Origin of the sequence: Pantoea sp. 18069 (assembly GCF_902706035.1) — a bacterium.
Taxonomy (GTDB): domain Bacteria; phylum Pseudomonadota; class Gammaproteobacteria; order Burkholderiales; family Burkholderiaceae_C; genus Comamonas.
On the sequence record NZ_CACSJA010000001.1, the window covers coordinates 131,339 to 154,535 of the forward strand.

General features: G+C 67.3%; 20 protein-coding genes and 2 tRNA genes. 9 read left to right on the forward strand and 13 right to left on the reverse strand.

From position 1 onward, the window contains the following. Window positions 1-12: 12 nt before the first annotated feature. The 7 genes from GVL12_RS00620 to GVL12_RS00650 form a co-directional block, all read right to left on the reverse strand. On the reverse strand, window positions 13-894 hold the full coding sequence (locus GVL12_RS00620) for a DUF3325 domain-containing protein (RefSeq protein WP_159910703.1): 882 nt from the start codon (window positions 892-894) through the stop codon (window positions 13-15). Next, window positions 891-1,193 (reverse strand): DUF3649 domain-containing protein, encoded by a 303-nt coding sequence (locus GVL12_RS00625; RefSeq protein ID WP_159910704.1) that lies wholly within the window; start codon window positions 1,191-1,193, stop codon window positions 891-893. The genes GVL12_RS00620 and GVL12_RS00625 overlap by 4 nt, the downstream gene beginning before the upstream one ends. Beyond that, window positions 1,190-2,839: a PepSY domain-containing protein gene (locus GVL12_RS00630; protein WP_159910705.1), complete on the reverse strand. Its 1,650-nt coding sequence runs from the start codon at window positions 2,837-2,839 to the stop codon at window positions 1,190-1,192. Before GVL12_RS00630 ends, GVL12_RS00625 begins: the two co-directional genes overlap by 4 nt. A gap of 14 nt (window positions 2,840-2,853) precedes the next feature. Beyond that, window positions 2,854-3,240, reverse strand: a complete 387-nt coding sequence (locus tag GVL12_RS00635; RefSeq protein ID WP_235033777.1) for an STN domain-containing protein — start codon at window positions 3,238-3,240, stop codon at window positions 2,854-2,856. Window positions 3,241-3,975: 735 nt separating this feature from the next. Continuing rightward, a complete protein-coding gene (locus tag GVL12_RS00640; RefSeq protein ID WP_200843396.1) occupies window positions 3,976-5,007 on the reverse strand; it encodes a FecR domain-containing protein in 1,032 nt (343 codons plus the stop codon). Further along, window positions 5,004-5,762 (reverse strand): RNA polymerase sigma factor, encoded by a 759-nt coding sequence (locus tag GVL12_RS00645; protein WP_159910707.1) that lies wholly within the window; start codon window positions 5,760-5,762, stop codon window positions 5,004-5,006. The genes GVL12_RS00640 and GVL12_RS00645 overlap by 4 nt, the downstream gene beginning before the upstream one ends. Before the next feature lie 139 nt (window positions 5,763-5,901). Then, on the reverse strand, window positions 5,902-6,465 hold the full coding sequence (locus GVL12_RS00650) for a peroxiredoxin (protein WP_159910708.1): 564 nt from the start codon (window positions 6,463-6,465) through the stop codon (window positions 5,902-5,904). Window positions 6,466-6,657: 192 nt separating this feature from the next. On the opposite strand from GVL12_RS00650, the gene GVL12_RS00655 reads away from it, so the two are divergent. After that, entirely contained in the window at window positions 6,658-7,422 is a 765-nt protein-coding gene (locus GVL12_RS00655; RefSeq protein WP_159910709.1) for an SDR family oxidoreductase, read from the forward strand. Window positions 7,423-7,435: 13 nt separating this feature from the next. Here GVL12_RS00655 and GVL12_RS00660 read toward each other — a convergent pair whose 3' ends face one another. After that, entirely contained in the window at window positions 7,436-9,319 is a 1,884-nt protein-coding gene (locus tag GVL12_RS00660; RefSeq protein WP_159910710.1) for a sensor domain-containing diguanylate cyclase, read from the reverse strand. A 433-nt stretch (window positions 9,320-9,752) separates the two neighbouring features. Between GVL12_RS00660 and serA the strand changes: the two genes are divergently transcribed. Beyond that, the gene (serA, locus tag GVL12_RS00665) at window positions 9,753-10,985 is read left to right on the forward strand and encodes a phosphoglycerate dehydrogenase (RefSeq protein ID WP_159910711.1); all 1,233 of its coding nucleotides are present in this window, start codon (window positions 9,753-9,755) and stop codon (window positions 10,983-10,985) included. 94 nt (window positions 10,986-11,079) lie between these two features. On the opposite strand, the gene GVL12_RS00670 is transcribed toward serA, so the two are convergent. Both GVL12_RS00670 and hrcA read right to left on the reverse strand, forming a co-directional pair. Beyond that, window positions 11,080-11,158 (reverse strand) — tRNA-Ile (locus GVL12_RS00670). Window positions 11,159-11,224: 66 nt separating this feature from the next. Continuing rightward, the gene (hrcA, locus tag GVL12_RS00675; RefSeq protein ID WP_159910712.1) at window positions 11,225-12,229 is read right to left on the reverse strand and encodes a heat-inducible transcriptional repressor HrcA; all 1,005 of its coding nucleotides are present in this window, start codon (window positions 12,227-12,229) and stop codon (window positions 11,225-11,227) included. A 28-nt stretch (window positions 12,230-12,257) separates the two neighbouring features. Between hrcA and GVL12_RS00680 the strand changes: the two genes are divergently transcribed. From GVL12_RS00680 to rapZ, 3 genes are read left to right on the forward strand one after another with little or no spacing between them, the layout of a single operon-like run. Further along, window positions 12,258-13,157: an NAD kinase gene (locus GVL12_RS00680; RefSeq protein WP_159910713.1), complete on the forward strand. Its 900-nt coding sequence runs from the start codon at window positions 12,258-12,260 to the stop codon at window positions 13,155-13,157. A 1-nt stretch (window position 13,158) separates the two neighbouring features. Beyond that, window positions 13,159-14,826 carry a DNA repair protein RecN gene (gene recN, locus GVL12_RS00685; protein WP_159910714.1) on the forward strand — a complete coding sequence of 556 codons (1,668 nt, stop codon included), beginning with the start codon at window positions 13,159-13,161 and terminating at the stop codon, window positions 14,824-14,826. Between the two features lie 3 nt (window positions 14,827-14,829). Continuing rightward, the gene (gene rapZ, locus GVL12_RS00690) at window positions 14,830-15,711 is read left to right on the forward strand and encodes an RNase adapter RapZ (RefSeq protein WP_159910715.1); all 882 of its coding nucleotides are present in this window, start codon (window positions 14,830-14,832) and stop codon (window positions 15,709-15,711) included. On the opposite strand, the gene mutY is transcribed toward rapZ, so the two are convergent. The 3 genes from mutY to mutM form a co-directional block, all read right to left on the reverse strand. Continuing rightward, a complete protein-coding gene (gene mutY / locus GVL12_RS00695) occupies window positions 15,708-16,760 on the reverse strand; it encodes an A/G-specific adenine glycosylase (RefSeq protein WP_159910716.1) in 1,053 nt (350 codons plus the stop codon). The genes rapZ and mutY overlap by 4 nt on opposite strands. A gap of 2 nt (window positions 16,761-16,762) precedes the next feature. Beyond that, the gene (locus GVL12_RS00700) at window positions 16,763-18,730 is read right to left on the reverse strand and encodes a dynamin family protein (protein WP_159910717.1); all 1,968 of its coding nucleotides are present in this window, start codon (window positions 18,728-18,730) and stop codon (window positions 16,763-16,765) included. A gap of 146 nt (window positions 18,731-18,876) precedes the next feature. Beyond that, window positions 18,877-19,698, reverse strand: coding sequence for a bifunctional DNA-formamidopyrimidine glycosylase/DNA-(apurinic or apyrimidinic site) lyase (gene mutM, locus GVL12_RS00705; protein ID WP_159910718.1), 822 nt, complete (start codon window positions 19,696-19,698; stop codon window positions 18,877-18,879). 180 nt (window positions 19,699-19,878) lie between these two features. Here mutM and GVL12_RS00710 point away from each other — a divergent pair, with 180 nt between their 5' ends. From GVL12_RS00710 to GVL12_RS00725, 4 genes are all read left to right on the forward strand, one after another. Beyond that, entirely contained in the window at window positions 19,879-21,651 is a 1,773-nt protein-coding gene (locus tag GVL12_RS00710; protein WP_200843397.1) for a tetratricopeptide repeat protein, read from the forward strand. Continuing rightward, complete coding sequence (locus GVL12_RS00715; protein ID WP_159910719.1) at window positions 21,648-22,169, forward strand: lipoprotein insertase outer membrane protein LolB; 522 nt, start codon at window positions 21,648-21,650, stop codon at window positions 22,167-22,169. The genes GVL12_RS00710 and GVL12_RS00715 overlap by 4 nt, the downstream gene beginning before the upstream one ends. A 73-nt stretch (window positions 22,170-22,242) precedes the next feature. Beyond that, window positions 22,243-23,073, forward strand: coding sequence for a 4-(cytidine 5'-diphospho)-2-C-methyl-D-erythritol kinase (ispE, locus tag GVL12_RS00720; protein ID WP_200843398.1), 831 nt, complete (start codon window positions 22,243-22,245; stop codon window positions 23,071-23,073). Window positions 23,074-23,110: 37 nt separating this feature from the next. After that, a tRNA-Gln gene (locus GVL12_RS00725) sits at window positions 23,111-23,187 on the forward strand. Window positions 23,188-23,197: the final 10 nt, after the last annotated feature.

A 23,197-nucleotide genomic window follows, 5' to 3' on the forward strand; every position in this document is an offset into this window, starting at 1 on the left:
TCAATGGCCTTTCTAATTGACCTGCGATGGGGCTTGCTGCGGGGCGTCGCGCCCCGCTGGCGGCCTTGCTTCGCGTTGCTCGAACCAGGCGACCGTCGCCGGCGACACGTCGCCCAGGCGCACCTGCGCCTGATGCACGCCGCCGTCCTTGCCCACCACCGTGAGCCACAGCGCGCTGTCGGCCGTGGTGTTGGCCGGCAGCTGGATGTCGACGCCGCGGTCCCAGCGCGTGCCGTTGAGAACGATGCCCGCAGCGCGCAGCGAGCGCGGCTTGTTGACCTTGAGATAGGCCGCGCGGATCTGCTCGTCGCAGGCCTCGCAAAAGCGCAGCTGGTAGGACTTCATCGGAATGTCCATGGCCACCAGATCGGGCCCGCGGCGCTCGGCTTCGGCGAGGCGGAAGGTCCATGGGCCGACCGTGCCGTCGATCGCATCGGCGCGCAGCAGCGGCTTGACCGGCGTGGCCTGCAGGGCCAGCAGATAGACCAGCGGCACCGCCGCCAGCAGCGCCGCAGCGGTCCAGCGGCGCGCACGCGGGGGCGCAGGCGGCGCGGCTTGCGCCGCTGCTGCGGGTTTGGCGGCGCGCGCGGGCCGCGCCGGTTTGGCGCGTACCTGCGGCTGCCAGGGCCATTTGGGAAACGCAAACACCAGCGCCAGCGCGGCAATGCTGAGCCACCCCAGCCACAGCGTGATGCCCACGCCCGTGCCCAGCCAGGCGATGCCCAGCGCCAGCGCCAGCGCGAGCAGCAGCCAGCCAGTGACGCGCGCCAGCAGGCGCCAGTGCGGCGCGGGCACGCGGCGCAGCAGATGTTCGGCATGGCGTTCGGTGGCCAGCGCCAGCGCGGCAAGACCCGCGAGGCTGACCAGCAGGATGGCAATGTGTACCCAGGTCATGCCGCACCTCCGGTCCTGAGCAGCCAGGCGAGCGCGGACACCGCGGCGGTGACCAGCACCAGGCCCACCCAGGCGCGCGTTGCCGTGCGCGCCATGAACACCCAGATCACCGCGACGCTGTAGATCGCAAAGCTCAGCATGCTGGCCCACAGCAAGGCCTGGGACTGGGGCGCAGGCCAGACCAGCGCCAGCAGCACCGTGGCGGCCGACGCCAGCGCATAGCCGCCGAATGCGGCGGCAAGCACGCGCGAAGCCACGGCCAGGCGGTAGGCGCGTGAAAGTGCAACCGCCTTGCTCATGCCGCACTCCCTTCCTGCACCGGCAGTGCAGCGGCGGCCTTCCTTGCCGCGCGTGCCGGATCGAGCCGGCGGGTGACCTTGACGGCCATCAGCCCCAGCAGCGCGGCCAGCCCCCACATCGTCAGATCAAAGCCCGCGAGCACCCAGTCGCCGGCGCGCAGGCTGTTGAGCAGGTGTCTGTCGGTGGTCAGCGCATTGATGACAGGCACCAGCGCATAGGCCGCGCAGCCCGCCCAGAACAGCTCTATCCAGGCGCGGTGCAGCGGCCGCGCGAGCGCGTAGAACAGCGTGCCCAGCCAGACCGCGAACAGGCTGTGCACCTCCCAGGCCGGACGGTCGGTGATATCCAGCGGCAGCAGGCGGTTGGCCCAGAAATACACGGCCACGGCCAGCGGCAGGCCGGCAATGGTGGCAACGTTGAGGTTCTCGACCAGGCGCACGCCGAAGTGCTCCTTGCCTTCGAAGCCGCTGCCCAGATGGTGCTTGCGGCGCTTGACCGTCCACAGCACCAGGCCGGTGCCTATCATCGCGCAGCCCAGCAGGCCCGCGAGGAAATACACCCAGCGGCCCCAGGCACCGACAAACAGGCCTTCGTGCAGGTTGAGCATCACGGCCTGCGTGGTCCGGGCCGCGCCGCCCGCCAGCGGTTCGGGCGCCAGCGGCGCGGCGCTGCGCGCATCGAAGCGCAGCGTGTCGGGCCGCTGGAAATCCAGCGAGCCGCCATTGACGCGGGTCAGCGTCAGTGCCAGCGGTTCGCCCTCGCCCTGGCTCTGCATCAGGCTGATGCTGCGCACCTGCCCCGCGCCCCAGGCTTCCTCGGCCTTGGCCACCAGCGGCGCCAGCGCGGTTTCGGGGCGGGTCACGGCCACCGGCTTGCGGTTGAACTCGGGAAACATTTCAGTGAAGTACGGCTTGCGGCTTGGCTGGTCGCTGCCGTAGAGCGTGTTGATGCCCGCGGGCATGTACATGAACAGGAAGAACACCAGGCCGCTGTAGGTGATCATCAGGAAAAACGGCAGCGCCATCACGCTCACGGCGTTGTGTGCGTCCAGCCAGCTGCGCTGGCCTTTTCCGGGGCGAAAGGTGAAGAAGTCCTTGAAGATCTTCTTGTGCGTGATGACCCCGGTGACGATGGCCATCAGCATCAGCATGGTGCAGACGCCGACAATGCGTATGCCCCAGTCAAAATCGATGTAGTGCAGCAGATAGTGCATGCGGTAGAGCGTGCCGCCACCGGCCGTGGCGCGCGGCTCGGCGCCCGATGGCAGCACCGTGCCGGTGGCCGGATCGAGCTTTTCGCTGCCGCTGGGGCCGCGGTCGTGGCCATCGGGCGGCATCTCCTCCCAGCCTATGCCGAATTCCTGCCAGCCGCGCGGCTGCAGCGACGCGTGCGGCAGGTTGATGTGCCAGCTCGCGGCGCCCGGGGCGACCTGCTGCAGGCGGTCAAGCGCGAGATCGAACGCGGCGGCCCGGTCGGCCAGCGGCTGGGCCTGGACCATGGGCCGCTCGGGCTGCATCCAGCGCGTGATTTCCGACTGGAAATAGCCGGGCGTGCCGGTGACGAACACGAAGAACAGCACCCAGCCTACGACCAGGCCGGTCCAGGTATGCAGCCAGGAGGTGCACTGGCGAAGCGAAGAAAACATGGCGGTGCTCCGGCTCAGGAAAGGGCGATCGCCGGCACGGTCCAGCGCAGCGCGCCGCGCGCCTGCGGACCGCCTTGCGCGGCTTTCAGAGTGAACGAGCGCGCGCGCTGCGTCGCAATCGCCAGGCCGGTGCGCGCGAGCAGCAGCTCGAGCGCCTCCTGCGGCGTATAGGCGCCGTAGACCGCAACCGCTTCGCGCCCGGAAAGCAGGGCTTCGTGGAACAGCACCTGGGACCGGGTCTGCAGACCGAAGGCCCGCAGTGCGCTCAGCAGGGGCTGGGCAGGAATGCTCACCGCGACGCGCGGCTCCTGCGCGCTTGTCGCACGCTGCGGCAACGGGGGAGTTGTGATGTCCTGCGCCGCCGCCGGCATGAGCACGCCACAGGCCAGCCAGGCCATCACCGTGGATGCCGGATACCCCCGCCGCCCTGCCCGCCCCCTGGGGAAATGGGCTCTCTTGCTGCCTTGACCTTGCCGCATTGCACTGCTTCCGTCTTCGTTCGGCGCCTTGTCGAAGCGGCTCGGCAGGAAGTCGCCCCGTTTCCGGGAAGCATCAGCCCACTGCAAGCACTTCGCGCAAGCTGCGCGCTGTGTTCGTGGCTGTTGGCGGAAGAACGAAGGTCACCCTTCTGGTCCGTGGCTGGCAGCCGGGGCACGGAAGAATTTCCGCGCCCTCAATAGGTAGAACGGAGATGGGTGCAAACATGGAACCTGCGGAATGAAAATTATTTCAATTATTTTTGCGGGGCGCGCCGGCGCCTTCCATCATGGACTGAGGACAGAAAAATCCCCGCCCTGTTTCCGAGGACAGGCCGTTCACCCTTCGACGGGGCCGCCCAGGCGGGCTCTCAAGAAACAGCTTTTTTTGTCACGTAAATCAATGACTTAGAAAGCACTCGATTTGAGCAAACAGCGGCGAAGAGTGGCCTACGTTCAAAATACCGACCCTTCGACAAGCTCAGGGCGAGCGGGTAAAAACCGTTCGTGGTGAGCCCGTCGAACCATGAACGGCCTGTCCTCATGGACAAGCCCCGCTGTTTCTCGTCAACGCATTGCGAGACTTCGTCTCGCTTACCTTGCTCAGGGCGAGCGGTTTGTTGGCGTGACAACGCCCGCCCGCGGCAAAACCTCGCCGCCTCAGCGCCTGGAAATCAGCCAGTTCCCCACCGGGTCGCGCTCGACGCGCACCGGTACCACATCGGGCAGCGCCTGGATGAAGTCATCGGCCGAGTGGATCATCAGGAAGCCCGAGATCGTCATCGCCTTCAGGCCCTCGTCATCGACCGTGACCGACTTGCCCAGGTAGCGTCCCAGCTCCTGCGCGACTTCGCCCAGCGTCGTGCGGCTGAAATGGATCTGGCCCGTGCGCCAGCGCCCGACTTCGTCCGGCGCGGCGCGCAGGCTCTGGTGGCGGCCGGAGGCAGTGTCGATGGCCACTCCGACGCCCGGGCCCAGCAGCAGCGCAGGCTCGGCCGTGGCGCTGCGCCGGGGCTGGACTTCGACCTTGCCTTCGAGCACCTTGACGGTCAGCTGGGGCGGCGCGGCGCGCACGTTGAACGCCGTGCCGACCACGCGCACGCGGCTGTCACCGCTGTCTATCGTGAACGGCTGGCTTGCGTTGGGCGCGACGCGAAAGAACGCTTCGCCTTCGCCCATCAGCACTTCGCGCCGGCGCGGGTAGTAGCGCACCTGCACGCGGGTGCCGACGTTGAGCGCGATCTGCGAGCCGTCGGGCAGATCGACGGCGCGCGTCTCGCCCGGGCCGGTCGCGAGATCGAGGCGGTAGCTGGGCGTGGCGTCCCAGCGCCACCAGCCCGCGACCACCAGCGCCACGCAGGCCGCGACCAGCGCCGGCGCGAAGCTGCGCCGGCGTGCGGGCGTGAGCCATGGCGCCCGGCGCGCACCGGCCGTGGCCGGCTGTGGCGCGGCGGCGGCCTGCGCGCCCGAGGTCTCGGCGCGGAACTGTTTCAACTGGCCCGCGAGCCGCAAGGTGCGGCCCATGGAATCCATGATTTCGCGGCGCTGCGGGTCGGCGTCCAGCCAGGCCTGCAGCGCGCGCTCATCGGCAGCCGTCCAGCCGGGCTGCTCGCGGCGCACGCACCAGTCGGCCACGGCGCGGTGCTGCTGCAGCAGCGCGCTGTGGGTCGTGCCGGCGGGCATGGGCCTCATGGTGCGTCTCCATTGTCGGCGTCGGCGGCTTCTTGCGCGCCGCTGAGCACGACATGCATCTGCCGCATCTGTGCGCTGCTGGCATAGCTCACGCGCACCTGGCAGTACGCGAGGCCGCGGCTCAGGTGCTTGACCACCATGCGCGTGGAAATGCCCATGCGCAGCGCGGTTTCCTCGACCGTATGGCCTTCGATGCGGTGCAGCGTGAACGCTTCGCGCTGGCGCGCGGGCAGCTCCTGGATCGCCTGGTCGAGGCGGCCCAGCATCTGGTGGTGGCCCGCGTGCGCGTCGGTATGGCCGGCGTCGGTGTACAGGCCAGGCTCGTCGGCCCCGTCTTCGAGCGCGACACGCTGCAGGCCTTCGCGCTGTGCGCTCTTGCGCCAGCCATCGATGGCGACATTGCGCGCGGCGCGGCGCAGATAGGGCTGCTCCTCGGCGGGCGCAATCGCCCTGCCCGTGGCCGCCAGGCGCGCGAACACTTCCTGCGTCGCGTCCTCGACTTCGGCGGCCGAGCCGAAATAGCGGCGCATCATGCGCGCCAGCGGGGCGCGCCAGCGCGCATAGAGCTGGCCCAGCTGTTCGCCCGGCGCGGGCGAAGCCTGCGCCTGCAGCGGCCCGCCTTCGCCCGGCAGGAAGTCGCGCTTCATGCCCTGCCCCCATTGCGGCGCGGCCACGCCAGCGCCGGCCCTGAACCGGTCAGGGCATGCAGTCGCGCGGCAGAAGAAGTCGTTGAAGCGGGCAAGAAAATCCGTCACGGGTAAAACGCCGGATCCGGCAAAGGTGGTCGATATTCTACTGAGAATCGTTCTCATGCGGCGCGCGCGTGCAGACCGCGACCAACGCTCCCGGCGCCGCCGAGGGCCAGTTCGCCAGACGCATCGATACTGGTTGCGCTTACTTCTTCGCGTCGCGCTGCAAGCGCTGCACGGCCGCCTTGGTCTGCTCCACATGCTCCACCGGATCGGAGCCGACATGGGCGAACTTGATACGGCTGTCCTGGCCGATCACATACGAGATGCGGTCGGCGCGCTGGGGATTGGCGGCCGCCGATGCGTCGTAGGCGCGTATGGTCTTGGCCTGGGGGTCGGACGCCACGGCAAACTGGTCTCGGCAGGCTTCGGTGGAAAAGCGCTGCAAGGTGGCGATGTCATCATGCGACATGCCCACCACCTGCGCGCCCATGGCGTTGAACTGCGGCGAGGCCTCGGCAAACGCGTGGGCCTCCAGGGTGCAGCCCTGGGTGAAGGCCTTGGGGAAGAAATACAGCACCACCGGCCCCTTGGCAAGCGCGGCCTTCATGTCGAACTCGAAAGGCTTGCCCGCGACGGCCGCCTGGGTGGTGAAGGCCGGCGCCACATCGCCGACCTTGAGCACCGCGTGCGCGGCCGGGGAGAACAGGGCCGCGAGCAAAGCGGCTGCGGAAAATGCGGTGGAGATGCCAAAGCCGGTAGTGCGCATGGGAGCTTTCTTCCAAGGGTGTATGGAGACATTGTCCAGGCTTTTGGGTTTTCCCTGGCTGCGCATGCCCTGCCCGCCGACACGGTGTCTGCGACCAAAGACCGATGCAACGCGGGCCCCGAGCCGGTCAGCGCTCAGCCCCCACCGCAATGAACTCACAATAGGGTTCGACATCACGCTGGAGAATTTGAAATGACAGACAAGAAGGTAGCGGTCATCACGGGCGCAGGTTCGGGCATTGGCAAGGCCGTGGCCCATGCATTGCTGGAGGGCGGCTTCCATGTGGTGCTGGCCGGTCGGCGCGCCGAGCTGCTCGATGAGGTCAGGCAGGAAGCGCAGACATTGCATGGCGCGGGCGATCGCGTGCACTGCGTGCCCACCGATGTGAGTGACGCGGATGCGGTCGCCGCGCTGTTCGCCAGCGCGGTCGCCCGCTTCGGCCGCGTGGACCTGCTGTTCAACAACGCCGGCCGCAGCAATCCGCCGGGCGACTTCATCGACTGGACGCCGCAGCAGTGGCGCGAAGTGGTCGACCTCAACCTCAACGGCATGTTCTATTGCCTGCAGCAGGCGTTCAAGGTGATGCGCGACCAGAGCCCGCAGGGCGGGCGCATCATCAACAACGGCTCTATCTCCGCGCATGCACCGCGCCCCAACTCCATCGCCTACACGGCGACCAAGCATGCGGTGATGGGGTTGACCAAGACCGCTGCGCTCGACGGCCGCCAGTACGACATTGCCGTGGGGCAGATCGACATCGGCAATGCGATGACCGACCTGGCCGCGCGCATGGCCAAGGGCGTGCCCCAGGCCAATGGCGAGATCGCCGTCGAGCCCATGATCGATGTGGCTGTCGTCGGCCAGTCGGTGCTCTACATGGCCAACCTGCCGCTCGAGGCCAACGTGCTGTTCCACACCGTCATGGCGACGAAGATGCCTTTCGTGGGCCGGGGCTGAGAAGCCCGGCTTTCTACGGCTGGTCCTCAGGAACGCGCAGGTCATGCGGGCTGCGCGCGACAACGATGCGCCCCTTGCCCGCCCGCTTGGCGGCGTACATCGCTTCGTCGGCCAGTTGCAGCAGCTTCGCCGCCGAATCGCCGGATTCGGCATTGAGCGCCACGCCCATGCTCGCGCCGACATGCACCACCGCTGCGTTTCGCAGCCGGATAGGCTGGGTGATCGCCGCCAGGCAGCGCTCCATGATTTCCACGGCTTCCTGGGGCGAGCCCAGGCCGACCAGCAGCGCGACAAACTCGTCGCCACCGAGCCGGGCCACACAATCCGAGGCCCGCGCCTGGGCCTTGAGCCGTGCGGCGACGACCTTGAGCACCTCATCGCCGGCATCGTGCCCGTAGGTGTCGTTCACGCGCTTGAAGCCGTCGAGATCCATGAAGCAGACGGCCAGCAGCGCATGCCCGGCCTTCGCCAATGAAGCGGCCAGTTCATGCTCCAGGGTTTCCTCCAGCGCACGGCGGTTCGCGAGCCCTGTCAGTGCGTCATGCTTGGCCAGGTACTGCGCCGTCTGCTCGTCACGCTTGAGCCCGTCGATATCCACGAAAATCCACAGCGACTCCTCGTCGTTCAGCCGGATGCCGCTCACATCCACCCACAAGCGCTGCGCATCGCTGCCCAGCAATTGCATCTGGGTGTGGAATTTCCCCCTGGCGCGCAGCGAACCGTAAGCCAGCTCGCCCCCTTGCTGGTATGCGGCATCGTCGGTGTAGAGGATGCGGATCGGTGCGCCCAGCAGATTCTGGGCGGAGCGTTTGGCCAGGCGCTGCATCGCCTGGTTGGTCCACAGCACCTGGCGATCGCGCAGCCGCGCGATGCCGATCAGATCATTGTCGATGAACAGCTCCTGCTCCTTGAGCAGTTCCGTCACCTTGATCTTCGCCAGTCGCTCGCGCTTTTGCAGGCGGTAAAGGCTGACCGAACCCAGCGCGATGAGCACGATGCACAGACCCGTGAGCCCCCAGGCGCGCCAGGCGGACGCCCGCCACATCGCCAGGTAGGTCTCGGTGCCCAGGCCCGTGGAGACCGTCAGGGGATAGTTCGTCAGCCGCTGGTAGGCGGTGATGCGCTCCACGCCATCGAGCAGCGTGGGCGTGATGTACCAGCCATGTTCGGCATGGTGGCGCAGCGCCTCGTGGTATTGCTCGGACACCACCGCCCCGCCGGTGCCTTCCTCGGATTGCGGCTGGTTCGCATCGAAGCGCGCAACCAGGCGCGCATCGTCGGTACGCAACGCCATGGCGCTGTCCGGGCCCAGCGATTGCTGGCTGAACAGCCGCTGAAAATGCTCGGCCGCGACGATGGCATAGACAATGCCCTGGAAACTGTCGTCTTCGGCCTGCAGACGCCGGGCCAGCACGATGGCCCATTTATCGAAGGATTGGCTCACCAGCGGGGCGGACACCACCATCTGGTCCGTGCGCCGGGCCTGCTCGAAATAGTCCCGGTTCTGCACGGAAAACGGCTCGGTGACTTCACTCGCGATCAGCAGCACCTGCCCATCGCCGTCGGCGGCCCGAAGCGCCGTGACAAAGGGAATCAGCGCCCGCTGTTCCTGCAGCATGTCCTGCAATGCGCGCTGGGCAGCAGGCAGGCCGTCAAAGGACCGGGTGCGAAACCGGCTGGCAATGGATGACAGCGCGTTGTCCACCAGCCGCAACTCTGCCGTGAGCTCCAGGCCCAGGCTCCGGGCCTGGTTTCGCGTGACGGCGACCCCCAGCTCCATGTCCGCCTTGTAATTGGCATGCATGCTGAGCCCGGTGGCAAGGCACAGCAGGGCCGCAACCAGCAGGTTGCCGAGAACGATGCGCCGCAGCACTGTTTTGGAAATCCCGAGACTCATACCGCCTTCATCTCATTTGGAATGCGATGCAGCGCATCCGGTTGCAGCTCGCCTGGCCAGCGGGAATGCGGGCCCAGGCACGGCGAATTGACAGGAGGCAGTGTGCCGCTTTACGCGAAAAATGAACAGTCTCCCGCGCCGGCGGAACGCGTCAGCCTGCGACCCGCCATCCCGGCAGCGCCCATCCATATCCGCCGAGGCTGTCGGCGCCGGCTCGTGGACTATCCACTCGCCATCTGTAATAATTCTCATTTAGACATTCAACACCGCATTTCCCGCAGACAAAAGGCCCGCCCTGCCGGTGCCCGGCTCTCCCTCCTCCCGATACCTTGCCGCCCGGACTGGCTGCACTGCGCCTGTCGCGGTGCACCTATCCGGCGTAACGGTATCGGGAATCCGCTGTAATGGGAAATTGCACAAACGGACCCATGCCATGACCACCAAGACCTCGCTGGACAAGTCGAAGATCAAGTTTTTGCTGCTCGAAGGTATCCACCCCGGCGCCCTGCAGCTGCTGCAGAACGCGGGCTACACCAATGTCGAAGCGGTCTCGGGCGCGCTGCCATCCGAAGAGCTAGAGCGCAAGATCGCCGACGTGCACTTTGTCGGCATCCGTTCGCGCACCCAGTTGACCGAAGCCGTCTTCCAGGCCGCGCACAAGCTGGTGGCCGTGGGCTGCTTTTGCATAGGCACCAACCAGGTCGACCTGAACGCCGCACGCCAGCGCGGCGTGGCGGTGTTCAACGCGCCCTACTCGAACACCCGCTCCGTGGCCGAACTGGTGCTGGGCGAAGCCATCCTGCTGCTGCGGGGCATTCCCGCCAAGAACGCCGCGGCCCACCGTGGCGGCTGGCTCAAGACGGCCGACAACGCCTACGAAATCCGCGGCAAGACCCTGGGCATCGTTGGCTACGGCTCGATCGGCACCCAGCTGTCGGTGCTCGCCGAAGCCCTGGGCATGCAGGTCGTGTTCCACGACATCGTCACCAAGCTGCCGCTGGGCAATGCGCGCCAGGCCGCCTCGCTGCAGGAACTGCTGGCCGTCAGCGACATCGTCAGCCTGCATGTGCCCGAGCTGCCCTCGACGCAATGGATGATGGGCGCGGCCGAAATCGCCGCCATGAAGCCCAGCGCCATCCTGATCAATGCCTCGCGCGGCACCGTGGTCGAGATCGATGCGCTGGCCACCGCCCTGCGATCGGGCCAATTGCTGGGCGCCGCCCTGGACGTGTTCCCCGTCGAGCCGCGCACCAACAAGGACGAATTCGCCTCGCCCCTGCGCGGCCTGGACAACGTCATCCTGACCCCGCACATCGGCGGCTCCACCGCGGAGGCACAGGCCAACATCGGGCTTGAGGTCGCAGAAAAGCTGATCAAGTACAGCGACAACGGAACGACCACTTCGGCCGTGAACTTCCCCGAAGTGGCGCTGCCCGCCCACCCCGGCCAAAAGCGCATCCTGCACGTGCACCACAACGTGCCCGGCGTGCTGTCGGCCATCAACCAGGTGTTCGCGCAGCACGGCATCAACATCGCCGGGCAGTACCTGCGCACCGATGAAAAGCTCGGCTACGTGGTGATGGACATAGGCGCGGACTCGGCAGAGCTGCCCATGGCCCAGCTCCTGGACATTGCGGGCACGATACGCTGCCGCGTGCTGTTCTAGGAACTGCCGATACGACGGCATTGCGCCGTCGCCCACAAAAAAGCCAACCTCGAAAGGTTGGCTTTTTTCCAACCTCGCAAGGTTGGTTGCTGATTGGTGGGCCTCCCGTGAGTCGAACACGGCACCAACGGATTATGAGTCCGCTGCTCTAACCAAGCATGAGCTAGAGGCCCTTAACTGGATTATCTGCAAGCGCCGCACAAAAGAGTGGCGGCTGCAAAACTCGACTATTGTAGAGCCTATCTGCGATGACTCAAGGCATTCGTGACGAGCTTGGACGTGATGTCGACGATCTGGATCATCTTGTCGTAGTGCATGCGCGTCGGGCCGATCACGCCCAGGGTGCCGACGATCTTGCCGTCGACCTCGTACGGCGCGCTCACGACCGACAGTTCCTCGAAGGGCACGACATGGCTTTCGCCGCCGATGTAGATGCGCACGCCTTCGGCCTGGCTGGAGATGTCGAGCAGGCGCAGGATCTGGGTCTTTTGCTCGAACAGGTCGAACGCGCGGCGCAGGTGGTCCATGTCGCTGGAGAAATCGCTCACGGCCAGCAGGTTGCGCTCGCCCGAGATCACGACGTCGGCTTCATCGCTTTGCATGGCTTCGGTGCCTACGTTGACGGCGGCCTGCATCAGCGCCGCGACTTCGCCGCGCAGCAGCTCGACCTCTCCCTTGAGGCGCTCGCGCACCTGCTCCATGGCCAGGCCCGCGTAGTTGGCGTTGAGGAAGTTCGCGGCTTCGACGAGTTGCGACGAGGTGTAGTCGACTTCGGTGAAGATCACGCGGTTTTGCACATCGCCTTCGGGCGAGACGATGATCACCAGGAAGCGCTTCTCGGACAGGCGCACGAACTCGATCTGGCGAAACACCGAAGTGCGCTTGGGCACCATCACCACGCCCACGAAGTGCGACAGGCTCGACAGCAGATGGGCCGCGTTGGCGATGACTTTCTGCGGCTGTTCGGCGGGCAGCGCGGGCGCGTGGAAGTCGTCGCGCTGGACTGTCAACATGGTGTCAACGAACAATCGGTAACCTTTGGCCGTGGGAATGCGGCCCGCCGAGGTGTGCGGGCTGACAATCAGCCCCAGTTCCTCGAGGTCGGACATCACGTTGCGTATCGTCGCAGGCGACAATTCAAGGCCCGAGGCACGCGAGAGCGTGCGTGAACCTATGGGCTGGCCGTCGGCGATGTAGCGCTCGACCAGCGCTTTGAGTAACAACTTGGCACGGTCATCGAGCATGTAGTGATTTTAATGATGTAATTTCAAAATGACGTCTAAGTTCCGCCGAGTCGCACTGATCGGGAAATACCAGTCGCCCGCATCCAGCAGCGCCAGCCCTGACAGTGCACGCCACGCCCTCCAGGATATTGCCAGCTTTGTCAGCAGCCAGGGATGCGAAGTCATTGTCGACGCCGATACCGCCAGACATGCGGGCATACAGAACTATCGATCAATGGATGTCGACGGCCTGGGTGCGCACTGCGACCTCGGGCTGGTCGTGGGCGGCGACGGCACCATGCTGGGCATAGGCCGCCACATGGCGCGCTACGGCACGCCGCTGATCGGCATCAACCAGGGGCGTCTGGGCTTCGTCACGGATATTCCGCTCGAAGATTACCAGACCACCCTCACGCCCATGCTCCAAGGGGAATATGAGGAAGACCTGCGGCCCATGATCCTGGCGCGCGTGATGCGCGGCGATCAACTGGTGTTCGAAGCGCTGGCAATGAACGACGTGGTCGTCAACCGCGGCGCGACTTCGGGCATGGTCGAGCTGCGCGTAGAAGTCGGCGGCAATTTCGTCGCCAACCAGCGCGCCGACGGCCTGATCATCGCCACGCCCACGGGCTCGACGGCCTATGCGCTGTCGGTGGGCGGGCCGATGATGCACCCCTCGATTCCGGGCTGGGTCATGGCGCCGATCGCGCCGCACACGTTCTCCAACCGCCCCATCGTGCTGTCGGATGCGACCGAAGTCGTGATCGAAGTGGTGGGCGGGCGCGATGTCAGCGCCAATTTCGACATGCAGTCGCTGGCCTCGCTGCTGCACGGCGACCGCATCCTGGTCACCAAGGCCGAGCACTCCGTGCGCTTCCTGCACCCCAAGGGCTGGAATTACTTTGCCACGCTGCGCAAGAAGCTCGGCTGGAACGAGGGAGGCAGCTGACATGGGTCTCAAACGCATTGCGCTGCGCGACTTCGTCATCGTCCAGGCGCTGGACCTGGACCTGCATGGCGGCTTCACGGCGCTGACCGGCGAGACCGGCGCGGGCAAATCCATTCTGATCGACGCGGTGCAGCTCGCGCTGGGCGCGCGCGCCGATGCGGGCGTGGTGCGCGAAGGCGCGCCGCAGGCCGATATCTGCGCCGAGTTCGAATGCCCGGCGCGGCTCAAGCCCTGGCTGGAGCAAGGCGGCTTCGCGCTCGAGGACAGCCTGCTGCTGCGCCGCGTGATCGATGCCCAGGGCCGCAGCCGGGCCTGGATCAATGGCGCACCGGCGACGGCCACGCAGCTGCGCACCGTCGGCGAGCAGTTGCTCGACATCCATGGCCAGCACGCCTGGCAAAGCCTGGCCCGCCCCGATGCGGCGCGCGAGCTGCTCGACGCCTACGCGGGCCTGCAGACCCAGCCGCTGCGCAATCTCTGGACCGTCTGGCGCAACGCGCGCCAGGCACTCGAGCATGCCATTGCCGCGCAGGACAGCCTGCAGCGCGAACGCGAGCGCCTGCAGTGGCAGATCGGCGAAGTCGACAAGCTCGCCCCGGGCGATGACGAATGGGAAGACCTCAACGCCCAGCACACGCGCCTGTCGCATGCGCAATCCCTGCTCGACACGGCGCAGGGCGCGCTGTTCGCCATTGAAGACGATGAAGCCGGCAGCCTCGCGGCGCTCACGCGCGCGCACGGCGAGCTGCAGGACCAGGAGCACCTGGACCCCGAATTCAAGGAAATCGCCGAAGTGCTGGCCTCGGCGCTGGCGCAGATCGGCGATGCGCGCCATTCGCTGCAGTCCTATCTGCGCCGCACCGACCTCGACCCGGAACGCCTGGCCGAACTCGACACCCGGCTGTCGCTGTGGATGCAGCTCGCGCGCCGCTACAAGCACCTGCCCGCCGAGCTGCCGCAGCTGTTCGCGGGCTGGAAGGAAGAGCTGCGCCAGCTCGATGCCGTGGTCGATATCGCCGGCCTGCGCGCCCAGGCCGATGCCGCCCAGGTGCAATATGAGCAGGCCGCGCGGGCGCTGTCGCAGCAGCGCGCCAAGGCCGCACCCAAGCTGTCGCGCGCGATCACGCTGGCCATGCAGGGACTGGGCATGCAGGGCGGGCGCTTCGAAGTCGCGCAGACCGCAGCCGACGAGCCCGGCCCGCACGGCATGGACGCGCTGGCGTTTCTCGTCGCCGGCCATCCGGGCGCCAGCCCCAAGCCCATAGGCAAGGTCGCCTCGGGCGGCGAGCTGTCGCGCATCTCGCTGGCGATCGCGGTCACGACCAGCGAGCTGGGCGAAGCCTCGACGCTGATCTTCGACGAAGTGGATTCAGGCGTGGGCGGCGCCGTCGCCGAGACCGTGGGCCGGCTGATGCACAAGCTCGGCCGGGACCGCCAGGTGCTGGCCGTGACCCACCTGCCCCAGGTCGCGGCCTGCGCCGACCACCACCTTGTCGTCGCCAAGAAGCGCGACAAGCAGACCACCACCAGCACCGTCACCGCGCTCGTGCCCGAGACGCGCGTCGCCGAAGTCGCGCGCATGCTCGGCGGCGAGCGCCTGTCCGAAACCACCATGGCACACGCGCGCGAAATGCTCCAGCAAGCGACAGTGCCCGCGCGCAAAGGTTGATGCATGTCACTTGAAATCGTGTTGGTCACCGGCATGTCCGGTTCCGGAAAATCCGTGGCGCTGCATGCGCTCGAGGACGCGGGCTACTACTGCGTCGACAACCTGCCGCCCGAGCTGCTGGCCTCGTTCGTCGCGCTCGAGCATGCGCACCATGGCAACCGCGTGGCCATCGCCATCGATGCGCGCAGCGCCACCGCCCTGCCCGAACTGCCCGCGCAGCTCGCGCTGCTGCGCAGCCAGGGCGCAGTGGTGCAGTCGCTGTTTCTCGACGCTACCACGGCCACGCTGGTGCGGCGCTTTTCGGAAACCCGGCGGCGCCACCCGCTGTCGAGCGACGAGCTGCAGCAAGGCCGCCAGGCGCTGGTGCAGACCATCGAATGGGAGCGCGAGCTGCTCGCCGACCTGCGCGAGCAGTCGCAGGTCATAGACACCAGCAGCATCCGGCCGTCGCAGCTGCAAAGCTATGTCAAGAGTCTGCTGACCATGCCCCAGGGGCAGATGACGCTGGTGTTCCAGTCGTTCGGCTTCAAGTACGGCATTCCGGCCGACTGCGACTATCTGTTCGATGTGCGCATGCTGCCCAACCCCTACTACGACACCGAGCTGCGGCCGTTTTCCGGCAAGGATGCGCCGGTGCAGGCCTTCCTGCGCCAGCAGCCCGAAGTGCTGGAGATGCGCCAGCAGATCGCGCAGTTCTTCGAGTACTGGCTGCCGCTGCTCGAACAGAACCACCGCAGCTATGTCACGGTGGCCATAGGCTGCACCGGCGGCCAGCACCGTTCGGTCTATCTGGTCGAGCAACTCGCCGCGCACTTCGGCAAGGACTGGCCTACGCTGACCCGGCACCGGGAGCTTGATGCGCGCACGGCGGCAGCGGAAATCTAGCCCTCGCGCTCCAGCAATTTCCTCACCGGCGCCGGCAGCCCCATATCCGTCCACTGCGCCCGCGTATACCAATCATCGGCCGCGGGTTCAGCGGCGGCTACGCGCGCGAGTACCGCATGCAGATGCAGATCGCGGTGCGTGAGCACATGCAGGAAGGCGGGCTGGTGCTCGAGCTGCACGCCGCCCCGGGGCCAGCGCGCCTGCACTGCGGCGTCGAGCGCGGCCGCGTCCTCGAACACCGGCGGGCTGTAGAGCCCGGCCCAGATGCCCGTGGCCGGGCGCTTGCCCAGGCAGATGCGGCCTGCGCTGTCCTGGGCCACGAGCAGCCACCAGGACTGCGAACTGCGCTTGAGCTTGCGCGTGCGCACCGGGTAGTCTTCGGGGTTGCCGGCGCGCGCCGCGCGGCACTGGCTGTGCAGCGGGCACAGCAGGCAGGCCGGCTTGCGCGGCAGGCACAGGCTTGCGCCCAGGTCCATCATGCCCTGCGTATAGCCCGGCATGGCCTGGTGCAGATCGAGCTCGCGCGGATCGGGACACAGCCCGGTCGCCAGATCCCACAGTGCGCGCTCGTTGCGCGCCACGGCCAGGTCGGCGTCGAAGGCCAGCACGCGCGTGAGCACGCGCCGCACGTTGGCGTCGAGAATCGGCACGCGCTCGGAAAAGCAGAACGCCGCGATCGCGCCCGCGGTCGAGCGGCCTATGCCGGGCAGCGTCGCGAGCTGCTCGGCCGTCTCGGGAAAGCGCCCCCCGTGCAGCGCCATCACGGCCTGCGCGCACTTGTGCAGATTGCGCGCGCGGCTGTAGTAGCCCAGGCCGCTCCACAGCGCGAGCACCGCGTCTTCGGGCGCGGCCGCAAGGCTCGCGACATCGGGAAACTGGGCGAGAAAGCGCGGGTAGTAACCGAGCACCGTCGCGACCTGGGTCTGCTGCAGCATGATCTCGGAAAGCCAGACCCGGTAGGGGTCGCGCGTTTGCTGCCAGGGCAGATGGTTGCGGCCATGCGAGGCCTGCCACTGCACGACGGCGGCGGCGATGGAAGATGTCGTCAAGATCAGATTACCGGTGTGGGGTCCTGGGTTGCAAGCGCCGGCTGCGCCGCGGGCGGCTCCAGCAACTGCTCGCAAAGTTGCGCCAGTTGCTGCGTGAGCGCCGTGATCTCGTGCTCGGCCGCATCGATTTCGGCGATGCGCTCGACCAGGCTGCTGGCCGCGAGCTGGATGCGGTCCACGGCCTCGATGCGACGCGTGAAGCTGCGCTTGCGTTCTGTCCATTGTGCATCGAGTTGCGCCATCGCCGATTGGCTCCACAGCGCCATCTCCTGGCCGGCCGCGCCAAAAACGCCGGCCAGGCGCTGGGCCAGCGCGCGGATCAGGCGCTGCGAATAGTCGCCGCGCGCGAGCTGCAGCGCATGGCCAAGGCCCAGGTAATGCAGGTAGCCGCGCTCGATCTGGCCCAGGTCGCGCGCCAGATCCTGCAGCGGCCACGAGGCCGTGGCCTGCAGCGAAAAGCCGAACTCGGCATTGAGCGCGCGAAACGATGCGACCACCATCTGCTGCAGCTCGGCCGCGTCGGACAGCACCTGGTCGACCACGCCGCGCAACTGCGCGAAAGTCGCAACGTAGGCCTTGCGCGCGCCGAATTTGAGGCCAGCGCGCGCCAGCGCCTCGCGCAGCGCCGCGAGCCGGGCTTCGATCGCGCCCGCGCCCAGCGACTGCAGCAGGGCCTGCAGCATGCGCGCCTGCACGGCACGCAATGCCTGGATGCGCGCCGCGCTGGCGTCGAACTCCGCCTGCTCCTGCTCGATGCGCGCGCGCATCGCCGCGATCACGCTGGAATTCTTGCCGCGCAGGCTGCGCAGCTCGGCCATCTGGTCGTCGAGATCACGCCGGCGGATGGTGAGCCGGCGCACGACTTCGGTCTGCAGGTGCGCAACGCCGCTCGCCACGGCCGCGCGCAGCACGCTTTGGCGCTGCCCCATGATGCCTTCGGACAGCGCCTGCTCGAACGCCATCAGCCCGCTGGCGCGCAGCAGCGCGGCCTCGTTGCCGATTTTCGCGACCAGGCCTTTTTGCGCCGATACCGGCAGCACGCGCTCGACGCAGAGGCCCAGCGTTTCGGCCGACGCCGTGCGCTGGCGCTGTATCTGCGCGTGCACCTGCTGGCCGGTGCTCAGCCGGTCCCACAGCGTATCGATCTTGTTGAGCACCACCAGCCGCGACAGGTCGGCGCTGTCGCTGGGCGCGAGGTGAGCGCGCCAGACGGCCAGGTCCGACTGCGTCACGCCCGTGTCGGCCGCGATCAGGAAGACGACCGCATGGGCCTGGGGAATCAGGTTGACGGCGAGCTCGGGCTCGGCGCCGACGGCATTCAGGCCTGGCGTGTCGAGAATCACCAGCCCCTCGCGCAGCAGGGGATGGGGCAGGTTGATCAGCGCATGGCGCCACATCGGCACTTCGACCAGGCCCAGGGCATCGACACGAGGCTGTTCATCGGTGCTCGCCTCGTCCTGCCAGAAACCCCAGGCCCTGGCCTGGGACAGCGGCACGCGGCGCGTTTCGGCCACCTTGGCGAGCATGGCCGCGAGCTGGGCGCCGTCATCGACGGCTAGCGGCCACTGCTGCCAGGCCTCGGGCCGCAGGCGCCACTCGGCAAGGCTGGGCGCGTGCTCGCGCGTTTCTATCGGCAGCAGGCGCAGGCTGGGCTCAAGGCCCTCGTCCCAGCCGAGCTCCGCCGGGCACATGGTGGTGCGGCCCGCGCCCGCGGGCATCAGGCGCCGGCCATAGGATGCAAAGAACACCGCATTGATCAGCTCGGACTTGCCGCGCGAGAACTCGGCGACGAAAGCCACCATGACCTTGTCGCCGCGCACCTGCGCCTGCAGGCGCTGCAGGCGCTCGTCGACGGCCGCGTCCAGCAGCTCGTGGCCCGAAAGCCAGTCGCGCAGATGGTGCAACTGCCGGGCGAAATCACGGCGCCAGTGGCCGTGCTGGTCAAACTGCGCATTGAATGGTGTGGCCAACTTCGCTCTCCCGCGGATGTACTGCGGACAGGGCGCCCGACTTCACAAAATATATAGCAAGTGCCAACCAACGATACAGGGCACGTTGCAATGATACCGGCGTGACCCAGCGCCGGCGCAGCAAGCCGGGGGCCGCTGGGGGCTGCTCAAAGCTTCTGGCAATGCGTGCAGTAAAAGGTGCTGCGCTGCCCCTGGCGCAGCATGCGCAGCGGCGCCGCGCACTGCGTGCAGGGCAGGCCTTCGCGGTCGTAGACCTGGGCCTGGAGCTGGAAATGTCCGGGCATGCCGTCGGCATTCGAAAAGTCCTTGAGCGTGGTGCCGCCCTGCGCGACGGCGGCCGCGAGCACCTGCCGGATCGCATCGTAGAGCCGGCGCGCGCGCCGCGGCCCTATGCTGTTGGCCGGCGCCAGCGGTGAGATGCGCGCCATGAACAGCACTTCGGACGCATAGATATTGCCCACGCCCACCACCAGCTTGCCGCCGAGCAGCAGCAGCTTGATCGGCGTGCGGCTGGCCTGCAGGCCCGCATGGAACGCCTGCGGCGCAAACGCATCCTCGAGCGGCTCCATGCCCAGGCGACCGAGCAGCTTTTGCGCCACCGGGTCGCCCTCGCCCGCGGCATAGACCACGGCGCCAAACCGGCGCGGGTCGTGCAGGCGCAGCACGCCCTGGTTAGTGACCAGATCGAAATGGTCGTGCGTGCCCGCCGGCGGCAATGCGTGCGCGGGCGCGAAGCGCAGGCTGCCCGACATGCCCAGGTGCAGCAGCAGCAGGCCTTCGCTCATGTCGACCAGCAGGTATTTGCCGCGGCGGCGCACGGCCAGCACTTCGCGCCCGACCAGCGCTTCGGGCGCGAGCCCCAGCGGCCAGCGCAAGGGCTTGCCCAGGCGGGCCGACTCGATGCGCGCGCCCGCGATCGAGGGCGCAAACGATAGGCGCGTGACTTCCACTTCGGGTAATTCGGGCATGACAGTCCTGAAAAATGGGCCCCCTGCGGGCCCGGCGCCGATGCGAAACGCGCGGCGGCATCTTTCGCAATTGGGGCTTTTTCACCATGATGCAAGCCCCGCTGCGCGGCCTCGCCCCGGTGCCGCGCGCCACAGCACCGCATTCGCCGCAGGGAGACCCCGTTCGATTATTATCATTCGATGGTTCATCCTCTACGCCCTCGGGCCCTGGCGCTGGCCGCCACATTGGTCGTCGCTCCCGCAATTGCCTGGAGCCAGGCGGCGCCAGTGCCCCCGGGCGCCGAAACCCTGGCCCCGCAGACAGAGAGCGACGCAGGCGATGCCGTGGCCCTCAACGCCGAGCTGTTCTATGAAATCCTGGTCGGCGAAATGGCTGCAGGCGTGGGTGACCCGGCCAGCGGCCAGGCGCTGATGCTCAACGCCGCGCGCCAGAGCAACAACGCCCAGCTGTACCGCCGTGCCACCGAAATGGCGCTGCAGGCGCGCGCCGGCAACCAGGCGCTGGCCGCGGCCCAGGCCTGGCGCCAGGCCTTCCCCGAATCGCGCAACGCCAACCGCTATGTGCTGCAGATCCTCGTGGCGCTCAACCGCATGGCCGACACCCTGCCGTATCTGCGCCAGGAAATCGCCACCACCCCCGCGCCGAGCAAGCCCGTGGTCTTTCTGTCTATCACCCAGCTTTTCAGCCGCGTCAGCGACAAGGCCCTCGCGGCCGACATCGTCGCCCAGGCGCTGCAAGGCGAGCTCGGCGATCCGGCCGCCGGCCCTGCGGCCTACGCCGCCATCGGACACATGCAGCTGAGCGCGGGCAAGCCCCAGGCCGCGCTCGAAGCCATACAGCGCGCCGAAGCCCTGTCGCCGGGCAATGGCGCTGCCGCGCTGCTGGCGCTGGAACTGCTCGAAAACGGCCACCGCGAAGCCGAGCCGGTGGTCGCGCGCTATGTCGACAAGCAGCGCGGCGCCGACATGCGCATGGCCTACGCGCGCATCCTGCTGGGCCAGGAGAGGCTAGAGCCCGCCGAAGCCCAGCTCATCGCGATCACGCGCGAAAACCCCGATTACGCCGACGCGTGGTTCACGCTGGCCAGAATGCAGGTGCAGACCCAGCGCTGGCAGGCGGCCGAAGCATCACTGCAGCGTTTCGATGCACTGATTCCCCAGCTGTCCAATGCCGGCATCCAGCGCAACGCGCGCACCGAGTCGGCCTTGCAGCACGCGCTGATCGCGCAAAAGCAGGGCCGCTTTGCGCAGGCCCTCGAATGGCTGGACCGCATCGACGGCGGCGCGCAACTGCTCAACGTCCAGGTGCGCCGCGCCTCGATACTCGCCCAGCAGGGCCAGCTCGACCAGGCGCGCGCCGTGATCCAGGCCGTGCCCGCGAACACCGCGCAGCAGCAGCGCCTCAAGCAGCAGGCCGAAGTGCAGCTGGTGCGCGAAGCCGATCAGCCGGCGCTGGCCTATACGCTGCAGTCGGCGCTGCACCAGCAGTTCCCGCAGGACAGCGAAATTGCCTACGACACCGCCATACTGGCCGAAAAGGTCGGCCGCCTGCCGGAAATGGAAAGCCTGCTGCGCGCCATCATCGAGCGCGACCCGGGCTTTCACCACGCCTACAACGCGCTGGGCTTCTCCTTTGCCGAACGCGGCGTGCGCCTCGACGAAGCGCGCGCGCTGATCACCAAGGCGCTCGAAACCGCGCCCAACGACCCGTTCATCATCGACAGCCTGGCCTGGACCGAATTTCGCAGCGGCAACATCACGCAGGCCCTGGCCTTGCTGGAAAAAGCCTTTGCGCTGCGCCCCGACGCCGAAATCGCCGCCCACCTGGGTGAAGTGCTCTGGAGCAACGGCCAGCAGCGCCAGGCGCGCATCATCTGGAAGAAAGGCCTGGAGCTGAACGCCGAGAACGACACGCTGCGCGAAACGCTGCAGCGCCTGGGCGTCGAGCCATGAAGGCCAGGCCGCGCCCATTGCCCACGCGCCGCGCGCTGCTGCTCGCGGCAGCGCCCGCGGTGCTGTGGCTCAGCGGCTGCGCCCAGCCGCCCGCTCGTCCCGCGCCCGCCGACACCGCTGCCTACTGGAGCGGGCGCCTGGCGTTGCAGCTGCACGACACGCAGGAGCAGGAGCAGTCGTTCAGCGCCTCGTTCGAGCTTGAGGGCTCGGAACGCGCGGGCCAGCTCGCGCTGCTGAGCCCCTTCGGCGCGGTGCTCGCCGAGCTGCAGTGGAGCCCCGCGGGCGCGCAGTTGCGCCAGGGCGGCCAGCTGCGCGAATCGCCTTCGCTCGACGCGTTGGTGCGCGACACCGTGGGAACGGCGCTGCCCATTGGCTCGCTGTTTTCCTGGCTCGCGGGCGAGCCGGCTGCGGCGCCGGGCTGGCAGGCCGATCTCACGCAACTGGCCCAAGGCCGTCTGCGCGCCGAACGCACCGATCCGCTGCCACGCGCCACGCTGCGCCTGGTGCTCGAGCGCTGAAGCCCGGCGCCCGCCATCCTCCAGGTTTCCTTCTGATTTTTTCGGTTTCCATTCCATGCGTTCGCTCTACGATGTGCCGGCCCCGGCCAAGCTCAACCTGTTCCTGCACATCACCGGCCGCCGGCCGGACGGCTACCACCTGATCGAATCGGTGTTCATGCTGATCGACTGGCAGGACAGTCTGCATTTCGATCTGCGCGCCGATGGCACGATCACGCGCGAAGACCTGAGCGGCATGCGCCTGCCGGACGACGACCTGATCGTGCGTGCCGCGCGCGCGCTGCAGCAGGCTACGGGCTGCGGCGCGGGCGCGCATATCGGCATCGACAAGCGCATTCCCGCCCAGGCCGGCATGGGCGGCGGCTCGTCCGATGCGGCAACCACGCTGCTGGCGCTCAACCGTCTCTGGAAGCTGGATCTGCCGCGGCCGGCGCTCGAGGCCATAGGCCTGCGCCTGGGCGCGGATGTGCCGTTCTTCCTGCGCGGGCGCAATGCCTGGGTCGAAGGCATAGGCGATATAATCACGCCACTCGAAAAAGCGCTGCCGCGGCAGCGCTTCGTTGTAGTCAAGCCTGATGCGGGACTGGAAACAAAATTGATTTTTTCCTCCCCCGACCTCAAACGTAATTCAGAGCATGCTATAATGCCGGTCTTCGCTGCAAAGCACTTTGACTTCGGTCATAACGACTTGCAGCCGGTCGCACAAACCCTGTGCCCCGATGTGGAAAAAGCAATCAATTTGCTCCAAGCACACGGATTACACGGTAGAATGACGGGCTCAGGAAGTGCAGTGTTTGCACCGATGAAGCAAGCAATTGCCATGACAGACGCACCCAGCGAATGGATTGTCAAAGTTTGCGAAAATCTCGACGTTCATCCGCTTCGCGGGTGGGCAAGAGATTAAAAGTTACCGGTTGGTTGCATACGCAATTGACCCGTGTAGGGGAGTCGCCAAGTTGGTTAAGGCACTGGATTTTGATTCCAGCATGCGAAGGTTCGAGTCCTTCTTCCCCTGCCAAATGTCTTAT